A 14,644-nucleotide genomic window follows, 5' to 3' on the forward strand; every position below is an offset into this window, starting at 1 on the left:
GACGTCAGGAGGTTCAGCGGCGGACCTGCACCCCCACGAAACCCGCGCCGGTGACGGTGTAGCGCTGCGGCAGCCGGGTCTCGCGGACGGTGCTGAAGTCGTCGTCGTCCTCCGAGCCCAGCAGCAGGCTGACGGCCAGGTCGTTGTTGTGCGGCGCCTTCCTCAGGCCGGCGATCACGCCGTCCAGGCTCTCCGACAGCTCGTCGTCGCAAGCCGACGGGTCGAGGAAGCAGCCCTCGTCCTCGTCCTCGCCCAGCACGCTGGAGCCCTGGCCGCCCGCGACGAGCAGCACCCCGGACTGGCCCTGGGTGCGGGCCGGGACCTTGACGGTGCTGACGACCCGCCGGACGGTGCTGCTGCGGAACGCCTTGAGGGTGGTGCGGACCTTGAGGGTGGTGCCGGCCTTGACCGTCACCGAGGACGGCGCGCGGTACGCGCCCTTGCCCACGGCCACCTCGGTCTTCGCCACCCGGTACTGGCGGAAGTCGCTGGTCACGTTGGACTCCAGGGTGACGCCGGTGATGGTGACGGCCTCGTCGTCCTGGTTGACCAGCGAGTCGACGGCGTAGGCGAGGTCGAACGCGGGCTCGGCGCTGATGTCATCGCGCGAGGCCCACTGGTTGGTGCGGCTGACCGTGAAGGCCTTGCCGCCCGCCCGGGTGCCCGTGATCACCCAGTGGCTGCTGGCGCGGCCGTCGCCGACCTCGTCGAAGACGTTGTCGAAGTTGGCGAGCGCGGCGTAGGCGGCGATCTCGGGCAGCATGTCCGGGGCCGCGACCCGCGTGGTGCCGGTCCGGGCCCGGCCCGTCGTCGAGTTCCGGATCGTCGTCGTGACCGGGACCGTGCGGGGCAGCACGCCGAGCCGGGCGCGCAGCCCCGAGGTCCGGTCCTGGTCCACGATGCCCACGGGGTCGCCCACCGTGGCCAGCTTGTAGGCGCCGAAGGCGTCGTCGCGGATGATCGCCAGCGAGCTGCCGACGCTCGCGCCGTACGACACGGCCCCGGCGAAGGCGAGCGGGTGGCCGAAGGCGAGCGCCTGGTCACCGCAGACGGCGGTGGTGGTGCCCGTGCCGGCGGCGGTGACGTCGCCGTAGGAGAGCACCCCGGTGAAGTTGCCGCCGGGGACCGGCACGGCGAGCGGGCCGGCCGCGGCCGGGGCCGCCCGTCCGGAGCCGGCGTGGGCCAGGACCGAGAGACCGGCGGCGTCCGCCCCCGCCTGGAAGCGGGCGACGCGGTCGGAGCTGAGGCCGCTCAGCGAGAGCGGGACCGGGAGCCGCTGCAGGCCCCCGCGGGGCACCGCGGCGGCCGCCCGGCTGCTGACCTGGCGGCGCAGGGCGCTCGGCAGGGCGACGGTGCGGTCCTCGCGGACGGCGCCCGCACGGGCGGCCGGCCGGACGCCGAGGTCCAGCAGCGGCAGCATGTCGGCGGCGGGCGTCACCCCGCCGATCGGGGAGTTGGCGCTGGTGAAGCCGTAGGAGACCGAGCCCAGCAGCCGACCGCCGACGTAGACCGGCGAGCCGGACATGCCGGCCCAGATCCCGCCGCCGCCCTGGTCGACCACGTGGCCGCCGGCGACGTCGGAGACCTCGACGACGATCATGTCCTTGCCGGCGCCGATGCCGTCCGGGAGCACGCCGAGCACCTCGACGGCGAAGGGCTGCGGCGTGGTGCCGCGGACGACCGTGAGGCCCTCCCCGACGGTGCCGGGCACCACCTCGGCCACCGGCACGGGGGCGGGGCAGGGGTCGACCGCGGCCGGACGGACGGCCGGCCCGGCCGCGGCGGGTGAGGCCAGCACCCCGGCCACCAGGGCGACGGCCAGGCCGGCTCCCGCCGACCGGACCTGCCACCGACGTCGTGCTGCACGCTGCATCCGGACTCCTCGTGTCCTCCGCGGTCCCGGACCGCGCGGTCGCTCGACGGGCGGCACCCGGCGATGCCAGGGACCGTAGCCGTCGGCGACCGGGGGCGGGGGCACGAAAGGCGCACGGAAAGGTCACGATTCGCCGTCGGCACCGGCCGCGGACGTCGGGCCGGGCACGATTTCCAGCCACCCCGTCCGGTGGGCTATAGTTTCGCGGGCACCCGGTGAGGGTGCAGCGAGTTGGGCCAGCAAGGCCCCGTAGCGCAGTTGGTTAGCGCGCCGCCCTGTCACGGCGGAGGTCGCGGGTTCGAGTCCCGTCGGGGTCGCGAGAGCGGTGATGTCTCCATCTATCTGGGGAGTCACCGCTTCTGTGTTCGTCAGCCGGTGGTGGGAGAAGTCTCCCGCCAGCTGTCGGGCTTCGGCCAGGTAGCTCAGCTGGTAGCAGCGTTCGCCTGAAAAGTGAAAGGTCGCCGGTTCGAACCCGGCCCTGGCCACCCCTTCCTCACCCAGCCACCCGGCGTCATCCCCGGGTCGCGCGGCCCCCGGCTGCATCCAAGCCCGGCCCCCGCTCCGAACCCTCTGCACGACGTCCCACCTCCGTGGCCGCGTCGGCCACGGCACGGGACGAGAGGACGGAGCACCGGTGAGCAGAGGGGCTGCGCTCCCGCCCGCCGCCCCCCGCGGGCGCGCCGGCCGGGTCCGGTGTCCCCGACGGGTTCGGCTTCACCCCGGACGGTCGATTAGAGTGACGGCGACCGGCGACGGGAGCCGGTGAATGCTCAGACCACGGAGGGAACCAGCGGTCGTGACCGTCACGCCAGACGACGACCTGAGCGCCGTGGTCGAGGCGTTCGTCGCGGGTGACGAGCGCGCCCTGGAGAAGATCTACCGCCGCTTCTCCGCCCTCGTCTTCACCGTCGCCCTCCGCTCGCTCGGCGACGTGACCGAGGCCGAGGACGTCGTCCAGAAGGTCTTCGTGGCGGCCTGGACCGGCCGGCACACCTACAAGGCGGACCGGGCCAGCATCTCCGCCTGGCTGATGGGCATCACCCGCAACAAGGTCGCCGACACCCACGCCGCCCGGACGAAGCAGCGCCGGATCCAGAACGAGGTCGGGGCCAACCTGCCCCTCGCGCCCGACACCCTGGACATCGCCGAGCGGCTGATCATCGCCGACGAGATCGCCAAGCTCGACGCCGTCCCCCAGAAGGTGCTGCGGATGGCCTTCTACGAGGACCTGACGCACGCCCAGATCGCCGAGCGGATGCAGCTCCCCCCGGGCACGGTCAAGAGCCACATCCGCCGCAGCCTCATCAAGCTCCGACGCCGGATGGAGGTCGCCAGCAGTGCACACGAGTCCTGACGTCCTCGCGCTCCTCGCGCTCGGCGAGGACGCCGCCACCGACGCCGACCTCGAGCACATCTCCGGGTGCCCCGGATGCCGGGGTGAGCTGGCGGCGCTGACCGCCGCGGCCGGCAGCGCGCGCCGGGCCGGCGAGGCCACCCTGGTCGCGCCGCGGCCCGAGGTGTGGCAGCACATCAGCGAGGAGCTCGGCCTGACGTCGGCCGGCTCCGGCACCCCGCCCGCCGGGCCCCCGTCCGCCGTCGCCCCGGTCCCCGCTCCCGGCCGTCCCGGCGAGCGGCGCCGGACCCGCGTCGCCGCCTTCGTCCTGGCCGCCGCCCTCGCGCTGGCCGTCGGGGTCGGGGTGGGCGCCAACCTCGACCGGGTGGCTCCGGGCGGGCAGCGGGAGGTGGCCTCCGTGCCGCTGAACGCCCTGCCGTCGTGGCCGGGCTCCTCCGGCCGCGCCGTCGTCGAGGAGGACGGCGCGGGGAACCGGACGCTGGTGGTCACCGTCAGCTCCCCCGAGGCCGCCGACGGCCCGCGCGAGGTCTGGATGACCACGACGACGGCCGACCCGATGATCGCCATGGGCTACCTGGTCGACGGCCGGGGCCGGTTCCCGATCGCCCCGACGATCGACCTCCAGGAGTTCCGGCTGGTCGACGTCTCCCAGGAGCCCGCCGGCGACGACAACTTCCGGCACTCGGGGAACTCGATGCTGCGCGGCAAGCTGCCGGTGTGACCTCCGCCCCCGGCGAGGTCTTCACCAAGCACGACCCCGACGCCGCCCCCGGCTTCTTCGCCGCCGAGGCGGCGGGGCTGGCCTGGCTGGCGGCGGCCGGGCCCGGCGCGGCCGCCGTCGTGGAGGTCCGCGCGGTGACGGCCGACCGGCTGGTCCTGCAGCGACTGCACCCCATCCGGATGACGCGAACAGCGGCGCGCGAGCTCGGCGCGGCGCTCGCTCTCACCCACGCCGCCGGCGCGGACGCCTTCGGCACTCCCCCGCCCGGGCGTCCGCCGCAGGGCTGGATCGGCCGGCAGCCGATGAGCATGGTCCCGACGCCCACCTGGGGCCGGTTCTACGCCGAGCAGCGCGTGCTGCCGTTCGCGCGGGCGGCCGCGCGGCGGGGGACCCTCCGAGCGTCCGGGCTGCGGGCCGTCGAACGGGTCGCCGACCGGCTGGTCGCCGGCGAGCTCGACGACGGCCGACCGCCCGCCCGGCTGCACGGAGACCTCTGGTCCGGCAACGTCGTGCCGACGGCGGACGGGATCGTGCTCATCGACCCGGCCGCCCACGGCGGGCACGGGCTCACCGACCTGGCGATGCTGGACCTGTTCGGCCTGCCCGAGCTGGCGGCGGTGATGGACGCCTACGCCGCGGCGGCCGACCTCGACGCCGGCTGGCGCGACCTGCTGCCCCTGCACCAGCTGCACCCGCTGCTGGTGCACGCGGTCAGCCACGGCGCCGGGTACGGGGACGAAGCAGAACGGGCCGCCCTCCGCTCCGTCGGCTGACCGACGGCGGGGGACGACCCGGACCTGAGCCCCTGCGGGGCGGGACGACCTACTTGCGGATCGCCTTGAGCTTCGGCGTCTCCATGACGTCGCCGACGATGGCGCTGGAGCGGCTGGGCAGCAGGTAGCGCGAGAACAGGTTGAGCAGCGTCTGCGCCCGGTTCCGGTTGCCCAGCAGGTAGACGATGTGCAGGAAGATCCAGCCCAGCCAGGCCAGGACGCCCTTGAGCTTGAGCCCCTGGGGCATCTGCAGCACGGCGTCGCCGCGGCCGATCGTGGCCATGGTGCCCTTGTTGTGGTACTTGAAGCTCTCGGTCTCCAGGCCGCGGTGCAGCCGGGCGATCTGGTCGGCGGCGAACTTGCCGGTCTGGATCGCGGGCTGCGCGAGCTGCGGCAGCGGGTTCTCCACGGTGAGGCTGGCGTCGCCGAGGGCGAAGACGTTCTCGTGGCCGATGACGCGCAGGTCCGAGTTCACCTCGATGCGACCACCGCGGCCGATCGGGATGCCCCAGTCGCGCAGCACCGGGCTGCCGGAGACACCGGCCGCCCAGATGACGAGGTCGACCGGCAGGGTGGTGCCGTCCTTGAAGTCCACCCGGTCGGGGTGCACCTCGGTGATGGCGGTCTTGAGCCGGACGTCGACGCCGCGCTTGACCAGCTCCTTGAGCGCGTACTGGCGCAGCGAGTCCTCGAAGGGCGCGAGCAGCGCGTCGCCCATCTCCACCAGGACCACGTGCACGCGGGCCGGGTTGAGCTCGGGGTAGGTGGCGGGCAGGGCCTCGGTCTTCAGCTCGGCCAGCTGGCCGGCCATCTCGACCCCGGTGGCGCCACCGCCGACGACGACGATGGTGAACGCCCCGGTGTTGGGGCTCGACATGCCGGCGATGATCTCCATCGAGCCGAAGATCGTGTCGCGCACCTTGAGGGCGTCGGCGCGGGTGTACATCGACATCGTGTACTCGGCCGCGCCGGGGATGCCGAAGTGGTTGGTGGTGATGCCGGTCGCCAGGCAGAGGTAGTCGTAGCCGACCCGGACGCCGTCGTCGCAGAGGACCTCGTTGGCGTCGTGGTCGATGCCGGTCACGGTGGCGCGGCGGAAGCGGACGCCGCTGTGGCGGGCCGCGAAGTAGCGCAGCGAGTAGGTCACGTCACCGGCGTTCAGGCCCCCGGTGGCCACCTGGTAGAGCAGGGGCTGGAAGGTGTTGTACGGGTGCCGGTTGATGAGGGTGACCCGGAAGCCCTCCTTGGCCAGCTCTGCCGTCGCGGACAGCCCGGCGAATCCTGCTCCGACAACGACGACGTGCGGCATCTCAGTCACAGGCCCATTCAATCAGTGTCGGAGCCTCCTCCCAAGCGGGCCCCGTCCCCACCCCCTGTGATGCTGGGCACCGGGCCGTACGCGCGGACCCAGCGGGCGGTCGTCGCGAGCACCGAGGCCCGGACGGCGGGGGCCGAGAGCACCAGGTCGTGCACCCCGTCGGGCACCCGGACCAGCGTCACGTGCCGCCCCAGCCGGACGGCCCGCAGCGCGATCTGCTCGACGTCGAGCACGGTGTCGGCGCCCCGCAGGCCCTCGTGCCAGCGGCGGCCGAAGTCGCTCGTGGCCGACGCGAGGACCAGCACCGGCACCTCGAGGCCCAGCCCGGCGGCGACCTTCTGGTGCCCGGCGAGCACCGCCCGCAGCCAGCCGGCGCGGACGGGCGGGCTGGGGCTGGACTTCAGCGCGGTGTCGTAGGTCCACTCGCCGCCGTGGTCGGCGTGCAGCACCCGGGCGTAGTGGCCGAGGTCGGGCGGCAGCCGCAGCACCGACGTCGGGTTCCGACTGCCCAGGGCGTCGACGATCGGGCTGCCCACCGTGCGGACCAGCGCCGAGCCCTGCAGGTCCAGCCACGGCGAGTTGAGGACGAGCGCGTCGACCCGGCCGGGCCGGGCGGCCGCCCACAGCGCGCTGACGAGCCCGCCGGTCGAGTGCCCCACGAGGAGCAGCCCGTCGTGGTCCTCGGCCAGGACGGCGGCGGCGGCGTCCAGCTCCTCGAAGTGCTCGGCGAGGTCGGTGACGAACCCCCGCAGCTGGCCCGGGCGCAGGCTGCGGCCGTAGCGGCGCAGGTCGAGGGCGTAGAACGCGAGGCCGAGGTCCTCGAGGGCGTCGGCCAGGTGGGTCTGGAAGAAGTAGTCGTTCCAGCCGTGCACGTAGAGGACGGCGGGCCGCCGGTCACCGCGCGGCTGACCGGCCCGCCGGACCAGGGTGGCCACCAGCCCGGTGCCCGCCGGCTCCCCCGCCGCCGGCGCGCCGGGCAGCGGCAGCTCGGTGCTCTCGTAGCCCGGCAGCAGGTCCGGGTGCCATGACCTCACACCACCCAGGGTGGCAGAGCCGGGCCGGGGACCCCTCGAGCGGCTCGAGGGCGGTCAGCGGACCAGGCCGCAGCTGACCGGGTAGCGGTAGAGCTCGTGGCGGCGCACGGCCAGGGCCGCGAGGACGGCGGGGACCACGGCCGCGACGAAGGCCACCGGGAGGACGGCGAAGCCGACCAGCAGGACGGTCAGCACACCGCTCACCGCCACGACGAGCGTGTAGAGCAGCGAGAAGTTCAGCGCCTCGAGGGCGTTCGCGCGCAGCCACGGGCTGCGGTCGCCGAGCACCAGGAGCGCGACCAGAGGCCCGACGAACCCGGTGACCGGGACCGAGAGGTGCGTCAGCAGGGCCCAGCGGTCCTCGTCGCCACGGCTCAGCGGCGTTCCGGCGACCGGCCGCGGAGCTCCCGGGGTCGAGGGTGCCGACGCGGCACCACCCCAGGGCCCCGGACGCGGTTCAGCGAACGGAGTTCCCGGGTGGGGGTGCTGCAGAGGAGGTCCGGACGGCTCCGGGCTCGGCTGGCTCATGTCGCCAGGCTAGGCCCGGAGGCCCGGTCAACCGGACTTGCGGAGGTCCCCGTAGGTGTCCGGCGAGTCGTCCTGCTCGTCGGTGTCCTGGTCGGCCAGGTCGGCGTAGGCAGGAGGCACCTCGTGACCTTCCGACCCTCGGAGCTCGGCCGCCAACGAGCTGAAGTCCGTGTCGAACGCACGGTACTTGAGCTCCCGGGCAACCTTCGTCTGCTTTGCCTTTGCACGGCCGCGCCCCATGTCGGGTCGACCCCCTCGCCTTTGTCCGCCAGCGGCTCAGCCGCGGCTCAGGATGAATTCTGTCGTGGGCACGATGCTACCCAATGGGCGCAACGGCGCAAAGCACGGCCCACCCCCGGGCCGGGTGCGACCCCGGTCAGGCGACCGCGTGCTCCCCGACCAGGCTCACGGCGCCGGGAGCGTCGGTTCCCGCAGCGCTGACGCTACCGCAGACCCACGCCCGCAGGCCACGCCCGGCGAGCAGCGCGACCGCGGCGTCGACGGAGGCCGCGGGCAGGACGGCGACCATGCCGACGCCGAGGTTCAGCGTCGCCTCGAGGTCGGGGCGCGACACCGCGCCCACCTCCTGCACCAGCCCGAAGACCGGCGGCAGCGCCCAGCTGCTGCGCTCCACCTGCACGGCCAGGCCGGACGGGACCACCCGGGCCAGGTTGTTGGCCAGCCCGCCCCCGGTGACGTGGCTCATCGCGTGCACCTCGACGGCGTCGACCAGGGCCAGGCAGTCGCGGGCGTAGACGCGGGTGGGCTCCAGCAGCTCCTCGCCCAGCGTGCGCCCCAGCTCGGGGACGTCGCGGTCGAGCGCCCAGCCCGCGTGCTCCAGCAGCACGTGCCGGACCAGCGAGTAGCCGTTGGAGTGCAGCCCCGACGACTCCAGGGCCAGCACGACGTCGCCGGCCCGGACGCGCTCGGCTCCTAGGATGCGGTCCCGCTCGACGACGCCGGTCGCGGCCCCCGCCACGTCGTACTCGTCCGGTCCCAGCAGGCCCGGGTGCTCGGCGGTCTCCCCGCCCAGCAGGGCGCAGCCGGCGTGGGCGCAGGCGTCGGCGATGCCCCGGACGATGGCGGCCACCCGCTCGGGAACCACCCGCCCGCAGGCGATGTAGTCGGTCATGAACAGCGGCTCGGCGCCGCAGACGACGAGGTCGTCGACGACCATGCCGACGAGGTCGAAGCCGATCGTGTCGTGCACGCCCATGGCCTGCGCGATCGCCACCTTGGTACCGATGCCGTCGGTGGAGGTGGCCAGCACCGGGTGCCGCATGGCGGCGATCGGGCCGGCGTCGAACAGCCCGGCGAAGCCCCCGAGGCCGCTGAGGACCTCCGGGCGGCGGGTCCGGGCGACCGACTCCTTCATCAGCTCGACGGCGCGGTCACCGGCCTCGATGTCGACGCCGGCGGCGGCGTAGGCGGACTGCTGGGTCATCGGGCTCCTCGGGTGGGCGTCGCTCGGGGCGGGTGCCCGGGTCAGGGACGGCTGAGCGCGTCGGCGGCGCCGACACCGGCGACGGCGGCGCTCAGGCCGTCCGCGTCGGTCCGGGTGCCCTCGTCGGCCAGCGGGTGGCCGATCCGCTCGCTCAGCGGCAGCTCGACGGGGTAGACGCCGTCGAAGCAGGCACGGCAGAGCTTGTCCATGCCGACCTCGGTGGCGTCGACCAGGCCCTCCAGCGACACGTAGCCGAGCGAGTCGGCGCCGATGGAGCGGCAGATCTCGTCGGTGGTGAGCCCGGTCGCGATCAGCTCGGCCCGGGAGGCGAAGTCGATGCCGTAGAAGCACGGCCACTTGACCGGCGGGGACGAGATCCGCACGTGGATCTCCAGGGCGCCGGCCTCGCGCAGCATCCGGATGAGCGCGCGCTGGGTGTTGCCGCGGACGATCGAGTCGTCGACGACGACCAGCCTCTTGCCGGCGATGACGTCGCGCAGCGGGTTGAGCTTGAGCCGGATGCCGAGCTGGCGCAGCGTCTGGCTGGGCTGGATGAAGGTGCGGCCGACGTAGGAGTTCTTGACCAGGCCCTGGCCGTAGGGGATGCCCGACTGCTCGGCGTAGCCGATGGCCGCCGGCGTGCCCGACTCGGGCACCGGGATGACCAGGTCGGCGTCGACGGGGAACTCCTTGGCCAGCGTGCGGCCGACCTCCACGCGCACCGAGTGCAGCCGCTTGCCCGAGATGGTGGTGTCGGGCCGGGCCAGGTAGACGAACTCGAAGAGGCAGCCCTTGGGGGCCGGCTCGGCGAAGCGGGTGCTGCGCAGGCCCGAGGCGTCGACGGCGACCATCTCGCCGGGCTCGATCTCGCGGATGAACGAGGCGCCGACGATGTCGAGCGCGGCCGTCTCGCTGGCCACCACCCAGCCACGCTCCAGCCGGCCGAGGACCAGCGGGCGGATGCCCTGCGGGTCGCGCGCGGCGTACAGCGTCTCCTCGTCCATGAACACGAGGCTGAAAGCGCCCTTGAGCCGGGGCAGCACCTCGGCGGCCGCCTGCTCCGTCGTCATCCCGGGGTAGGTGGACATCAGCGCCGTGACCAGCGAGGTGTCGTTGGTCGAGTCGTGGGTGCCCTGGTGGCTCCAGCTGCGGGTGATCCCGCCGGGGACCAGCGAGTCCTCCGGGCGGTCCCGCTCGGCGAGCCACTGCTCGAGCTCGGCGGTGTTGGTGAGGTTGCCGTTGTGGCCCAGCGCCAGGCCGCCCGAGGCGGTGGGCCGGAACGTCGGCTGCGCGTTCTTCCAGACGCTGGCCCCGGTGGTCGAGTACCGCGCATGGCCGATGGCCAGGTGCCCGCGCAGGGAGTTCAGCGTGGTCTCGTCGAAGACCTGGGAGACCAGCCCCATGTCCTTGAAGACCATGATCTGGGAGCCGTTGCTGACGGCGATGCCCGCGGACTCCTGCCCGCGGTGCTGCAGGGCGTAGAGCCCGAAGTAGGTGAGCTTGGCGACCTCCTCGCCGGGCGCCCACACGCCGAAGACGCCGCAGGCGTCCTGCGGTCCGCGGTCCTGGGGGTCGAGGTCGTGGTTCAGCCGGCCGTCTCCGCTCACCACGGAAGTCTAACGGCCGCGGGCCGCCCGGGCTCCCGCGCGCCCGCGGCCTCCCCGGGCGGCCGGTGGTCGGCCACTACCCTTCTCGGCATGCCTGCCTGGAGACGACCCCGCGTCCTGAGCCTCAGCGGGTGGTCCGGCGTGCTCGGCTCGAGCCGGGCCAAGATGGTCGACCTGCTGGTGCAGAACGGCGCGCAGGTGGCCGCGGTCGTGGCGGTGGTGCTGCTCTTCGCCGGCGGCGGGGCCGTCCAGCTGGTCGGCGTCGCCGTCGGGCTGGTGGGGCTGGCCCTCGTCGGCTGGCTGCTGCGGCGGAGCGCGGCCCGCCGGCCGGAGCTGCTCGGCTCCTACGTCGGCGCCCGCCTCGTGCTGCTGGTGGCGGTCACGGGCGCGCTGCTCGCCCGGCGGCCCGACGACGCCGTCTGGATCTGGGTCGGCACCGGGCTGGCGCTGCTGGCCGTCCTCGCCGAGAGCTCTCTGCGCAGCATGCTCACCAAGACCGACACGGTCGCGGTCAACCTGCCCGGCGTCCCCGTGGTGCCCGAGCCGCCCTTCCCGGTGGCGGTGCTCCCGTGGGTCACCCTCGCGGTGACGGCGCTGGGCTGGGTGCTGGCCCTGGTGGCGGCGCCCGGCTGGCTGCACCTGGTCGCCGGGCTGGTGGCCCTGGCCACCGCAGCCGTCCTCGTCGTGCACGCCGGCCGGGCCAACCTGGCCGCGCGCCGGGCCGCGCGCGGGCTGCGGAAGGCGCTGGTCGCGCACGCGCCGGCCTTCGTCGTCTACTACTCCACCGTCGTCGGCGCGCGCTACCAGCTGGGCATGTGGCTGCCCTACCTCGAGCGGCTCGGCGTCCCGTTCGTCGTCATCACCCGGGCGCCCGAGACCGTCCCGGTCATCGCCTCGCTGACCTCCGCCCCGGTCCTGGTGCCCCGGAAGAACAGCACCGTGGGCACCCTCGACCAGCTGGTGGTGCCGTCGATGAAGGCCGCCTTCTACGTCCAGGGCAGCGCCGCCAACTCCTCCTTCCAGCGCTACCGGCGGCTGACCCACGTCTGGCTGAACCACGGCGACTCCGACAAGGCCGCGAACTTCAGCCCCCGGCACGCCACCTACGACAAGCTCTTCGTCTCGGGCCAGCAGGGCGTCGAGCGCTACGCGGCGCACGGCGTCCAGGTGCCGCCGGAGAAGTTCGTCGTGGTGGGCCGCCCGCAGATCGAGCGGATCGAGGTGCACGACGAGCCGCTGGCCGCCGGGGCCCCCCGGACCGTCCTCTACGCCCCCACCTGGCGCGGCGGCCGGCCCGCGACCAACTACTCCTCGCTGCCGCTCGGCGACCGCGTCGTCGAGGCGCTGCTGGCCCGCGGGGCGACCGTCGTCTTCCGGCCGCACCCGCTGAGCTACAACGAACCGGAGGACGCCGCCGTCGTCGCCCGCATCCAGCAGCGGCTGGCCGACGACCGGGCCGCCAGTGGCCGCGCCCACGTCTGGGGGCCGGCGGCCGAGACCGAGCGGGACATCCCGGCCTGCATCAACGGCGTCGACGCGCTGGTCACCGACGTCAGCTCCGTCGCCTCGGACTTCCTGGCCTCGGGCAAGCCGCTGGCCATGGTGGCCATCCGCTCCTCGGGCACGGCCTTCACCGACGAGTTCCCGATGGCGCGGGTCTCCTACGTCATCGAGAAGGACCTCTCGACGCTGGACGCGGCCCTGGACCACCTGCTGGGCGACGACCCGCTGCGCGAGCGGCGGCTGGCCTACCGGCACCACTGCCTGGGCGACCACCTCGGCGCCCGCGCGGCGGACGAGTTCCTGCGGGTGGCCGGGGCGATCGTCCGGGGCCAGCGGTGAGCGGGCCTGCACCGGCGGCTCCGCGGACCGGCCTCGGCGCTGCCGACCTCGACGCCCTCGACGCCGCCCTGGCGTCCGACGACGCCGAGCGGCTCGCCCGCTACCCCGGCGAGCGCACCGACCGCCAGCCCGTGCACACCGTCTACGTGCCGGCCGACCGGGTGCGCGCCGACCTGGCTCCCGCGTGGGGCGCCCGGGCGCTGGCCGCGCTGGAGGAGCACGCCCCCAGGCCCGACGCCCTGGCCACGGCGACCGGGCTGCCCGCCGACGAGGTCGGCGAGGTCTGGGACCGGGTGCGGGCCAAGCTCGCCCGCGAGCCCGTCGAGGACCTCCGCGTCGACCTCGAGGACGGCTACGGCACCCGGCCCGACGCCGAGGAGGACGCCCACGCCGTCGCCGCCGGCTCCGCCCTCGCCCACGCCGTCGCCGCCGGCTCCGCGCCTCCGTACCTCGGCGTGCGCTGCAAGTCCCTCGAGGCCGGCACCCGGCGGCGCGGTCTGCGCAGCCTGGACCTGCTGCTCGGAGCGCTGCTCACCGACGGCGGTCTGCCGCCCGGGTTCGTGGTCACGCTGCCCAAGGTGACGTCGGTGGCCCAGGTCGCGGCCATGGTCGACGTCTGCGGACGGCTCGAGCGGGGTCACGGGCTGGCCGCGGACACCCTCCGCTTCGAGATCCAGGTGGAGACGCCGCAGGCGGTCCTGCTGGCCGACGGCACGGCCGGCGTCGCGCCGATGGTGCAGGCGGCGGCCGGGCGCTGCACGGGGCTGCACTTCGGCACCTACGACTACACCGCGGCCCTGGGCGTCGCGGGCGGCCAGCAGGCCCTCGACCACCCCGCCGCCGACCACGCGAAGGCCGTCCTGCAGCTGGCGGCGGCCGGCACGGGCGTGCGGGTCAGCGACGGCTCCACCAACCTGCTGCCGGTGGGCGACCGCGCCGCCGTGCACGCCGGCTGGGCCCGGCACTCGCGGCTGGTCCGCCGCTCGCTGGAGCGCGGCTTCTACCAGGGCTGGGACCTGCACCCGGCCCAGCTGCCCACCCGCTACCTCAGCACCTACCTCTTCTTCCGCAGCGGCCTGGCCGGCACCGGCGACCGGCTGCGCCGCTACCTCGCCGGCCGCTCCGACGGCGGGGCGCTGGACGAGCCGGCGACCGCGCAGGCCCTCGCCGCCTTCCTGGTCCGGGGAGCGCACTGCGGCGCCGTCACCGCCGACGAGGTGGCCGCGCTGACGGGGAGCGACCTCGCCGTGGTCGCGGCCCTCGCCGACCGCCGGGTGGGCTGAGGCCCGGCCTGAGCCCTACGGCGTGCGCAGCGGCTGGAGGTGGACCTCGGTCGGGCAGCACCGCGCGATCTCGCCGGTCGCGCCGAACGAGGAGGGCGCGGTCGGGTGCTCTTCCGCGCGTCTTCTCCCGGCCGACGGCGCGGTGACCGGAGTGGCTCGGGAAAGGCGCCGCCCAGCGCTCGCACAGCGCATTCACAGGAATTCCGGTGCGGGAGCGCTCCCACGGGTGGCAGCCATGGGGAAAGAGCCGTCCAGGCCCTCGACGTAACCAGCGTGTGAGCGGTCACCCGACGACTCCGGCCGCACCCGCGAGATGCCCGGGCAGAGCACTGCCGGGACCGCCCGTGGCGGCCCCGGCAGCGTCAGCTCAGGTCAGTGGGCGGCGCGGTACTGCTCGATGAGCTCCGACGACAGGCGGCCGCGGGCGGAGACCTCCATGCCCTGCTCCTCGGCCCAGGCGCGGACGGCCTTGGTGTCCAGCGGAGCCGGCTCAGCCTTGCCGGCGGCGCGTCCGCGGTTGGTCACCTTGCGGGCCTTGTCGATGTAGACGCGCAGGTCCTCGCGCATCTTCTCGACGTTCTTGCCGCTGAGGTCGATCTCGTACGACGTGCCGTCGAAGGAGAACGAGACGCTCTTCCCCTCGGCGTCGATCTCGCTGCCGTCCAAGTCGTCATACATCTTGACGATGGTCTTCTGCGCCACTGCTCATGACCCTTTCCATACCCCGAGTTGCTCTGACCAATCGAGTGTAGGGCCCTTTCCTCCGGTGATTGTCGGCGCGCCGGGCGGACCTGAGCAAATCCTGAGGCAATGGTTCCGACAATGGTCATTCCAAGCCTCCGGGAATGACCGCCCCACCGAGTGGCC

Annotated in this window: 13 protein-coding genes and 2 tRNA genes; 7 read left to right on the forward strand and 8 right to left on the reverse strand. The window is 74.2% G+C overall.

Features of this window, described 5'->3' with window-relative positions:
* Positions 1 to 13: 13 nt before the first annotated feature.
* The gene (locus JOF54_RS09360; protein WP_210055029.1) at positions 14 to 1,873 is read right to left on the reverse strand and encodes a SpoIVB peptidase S55 domain-containing protein; all 1,860 of its coding nucleotides are present in this window, start codon (positions 1,871 to 1,873) and stop codon (positions 14 to 16) included.
* Positions 1,874 to 2,116: 243 nt separating this feature from the next.
* Between JOF54_RS09360 and JOF54_RS09365 the strand changes: the two genes are divergently transcribed.
* The 5 genes from JOF54_RS09365 (at position 2,117) to JOF54_RS09385 (ending at position 4,721) form a co-directional block, all read left to right on the forward strand.
* Positions 2,117 to 2,190, forward strand: a tRNA-Asp gene (locus JOF54_RS09365).
* A 94-nt stretch (positions 2,191 to 2,284) separates the two neighbouring features.
* Positions 2,285 to 2,358 (forward strand) — tRNA-Phe (locus tag JOF54_RS09370).
* 311 nt (positions 2,359 to 2,669) lie between these two features.
* A complete protein-coding gene (locus tag JOF54_RS09375; protein ID WP_210055031.1) occupies positions 2,670 to 3,227 on the forward strand; it encodes an RNA polymerase sigma factor in 558 nt (185 codons plus the stop codon).
* Entirely contained in the window at positions 3,211 to 3,948 is a 738-nt protein-coding gene (locus tag JOF54_RS20930) for an anti-sigma factor domain-containing protein (RefSeq protein ID WP_210055033.1), read from the forward strand. Before JOF54_RS09375 ends, JOF54_RS20930 begins: the two co-directional genes overlap by 17 nt.
* Complete coding sequence (locus tag JOF54_RS09385; protein ID WP_210055035.1) at positions 3,945 to 4,721, forward strand: fructosamine kinase family protein; 777 nt, start codon at positions 3,945 to 3,947, stop codon at positions 4,719 to 4,721. Before JOF54_RS20930 ends, JOF54_RS09385 begins: the two co-directional genes overlap by 4 nt.
* 49 nt (positions 4,722 to 4,770) lie before the next feature.
* Here JOF54_RS09385 and JOF54_RS09390 read toward each other — a convergent pair whose 3' ends face one another.
* From JOF54_RS09390 to purF, 6 genes are all read right to left on the reverse strand, one after another.
* Positions 4,771 to 6,030: an NAD(P)/FAD-dependent oxidoreductase gene (locus JOF54_RS09390; protein ID WP_245359551.1), complete on the reverse strand. Its 1,260-nt coding sequence runs from the start codon at positions 6,028 to 6,030 to the stop codon at positions 4,771 to 4,773.
* A gap of 17 nt (positions 6,031 to 6,047) precedes the next feature.
* On the reverse strand, positions 6,048 to 7,073 hold the full coding sequence (locus JOF54_RS09395) for an alpha/beta hydrolase (protein ID WP_210055039.1): 1,026 nt from the start codon (positions 7,071 to 7,073) through the stop codon (positions 6,048 to 6,050).
* 54 nt (positions 7,074 to 7,127) lie between these two features.
* Positions 7,128 to 7,601 carry a DUF4870 domain-containing protein gene (locus tag JOF54_RS09400; protein WP_210055041.1) on the reverse strand — a complete coding sequence of 158 codons (474 nt, stop codon included), beginning with the start codon at positions 7,599 to 7,601 and terminating at the stop codon, positions 7,128 to 7,130.
* A gap of 27 nt (positions 7,602 to 7,628) precedes the next feature.
* Entirely contained in the window at positions 7,629 to 7,841 is a 213-nt protein-coding gene (locus JOF54_RS09405) for a DUF3073 domain-containing protein (protein WP_210055043.1), read from the reverse strand.
* A 136-nt stretch (positions 7,842 to 7,977) separates the two neighbouring features.
* Positions 7,978 to 9,045, reverse strand: a complete 1,068-nt coding sequence (gene purM, locus JOF54_RS09410; protein WP_210055046.1) for a phosphoribosylformylglycinamidine cyclo-ligase — start codon at positions 9,043 to 9,045, stop codon at positions 7,978 to 7,980.
* Positions 9,046 to 9,086: 41 nt separating this feature from the next.
* A complete protein-coding gene (purF, locus tag JOF54_RS09415; protein ID WP_210055048.1) occupies positions 9,087 to 10,655 on the reverse strand; it encodes an amidophosphoribosyltransferase in 1,569 nt (522 codons plus the stop codon).
* Between the two features lie 87 nt (positions 10,656 to 10,742).
* Here purF and JOF54_RS09420 point away from each other — a divergent pair, with 87 nt between their 5' ends.
* Both JOF54_RS09420 and JOF54_RS09425 read left to right on the forward strand, forming a co-directional pair.
* Entirely contained in the window at positions 10,743 to 12,494 is a 1,752-nt protein-coding gene (locus JOF54_RS09420; protein WP_210055050.1) for a CDP-glycerol glycerophosphotransferase family protein, read from the forward strand.
* The gene (locus tag JOF54_RS09425; protein WP_210055052.1) at positions 12,491 to 13,777 is read left to right on the forward strand and encodes a DUF6986 family protein; all 1,287 of its coding nucleotides are present in this window, start codon (positions 12,491 to 12,493) and stop codon (positions 13,775 to 13,777) included. Before JOF54_RS09420 ends, JOF54_RS09425 begins: the two co-directional genes overlap by 4 nt.
* A gap of 372 nt (positions 13,778 to 14,149) precedes the next feature.
* Here JOF54_RS09425 and JOF54_RS09430 read toward each other — a convergent pair whose 3' ends face one another.
* Complete coding sequence (locus JOF54_RS09430; RefSeq protein ID WP_210055054.1) at positions 14,150 to 14,479, reverse strand: histone-like nucleoid-structuring protein Lsr2; 330 nt, start codon at positions 14,477 to 14,479, stop codon at positions 14,150 to 14,152.
* Positions 14,480 to 14,644 lie beyond the last annotated feature (165 nt).

It is taken from the genome of Microlunatus capsulatus, from assembly GCF_017876495.1.
Classification (GTDB): Bacteria; Actinomycetota; Actinomycetes; order Propionibacteriales; family Propionibacteriaceae; genus Microlunatus; species Microlunatus capsulatus.

What these genes read in the sequence shown, in the direction of transcription:
- JOF54_RS09360 (WP_210055029.1), bottom strand. Translation starts at nt 1,873, where the DNA reads ATGCAGCGTGCAGCACGACGTCGGTGGCAGGTCCGGTCGGCGGGAGCC.
- JOF54_RS09390 (WP_245359551.1), bottom strand. Translation starts at nt 6,030, where the DNA reads ATGCCGCACGTCGTCGTTGTCGGAGCAGGATTCGCCGGGCTGTCCGCG.
- JOF54_RS09400 (WP_210055041.1), bottom strand. Translation starts at nt 7,601, where the DNA reads ATGAGCCAGCCGAGCCCGGAGCCGTCCGGACCTCCTCTGCAGCACCCC.
- JOF54_RS09405 (WP_210055043.1), bottom strand. Translation starts at nt 7,841, where the DNA reads ATGGGGCGCGGCCGTGCAAAGGCAAAGCAGACGAAGGTTGCCCGGGAG.
- purM (WP_210055046.1), bottom strand. Translation starts at nt 9,045, where the DNA reads ATGACCCAGCAGTCCGCCTACGCCGCCGCCGGCGTCGACATCGAGGCC.
- JOF54_RS09420 (WP_210055050.1), top strand. Translation starts at nt 10,743, where the DNA reads ATGCCTGCCTGGAGACGACCCCGCGTCCTGAGCCTCAGCGGGTGGTCC.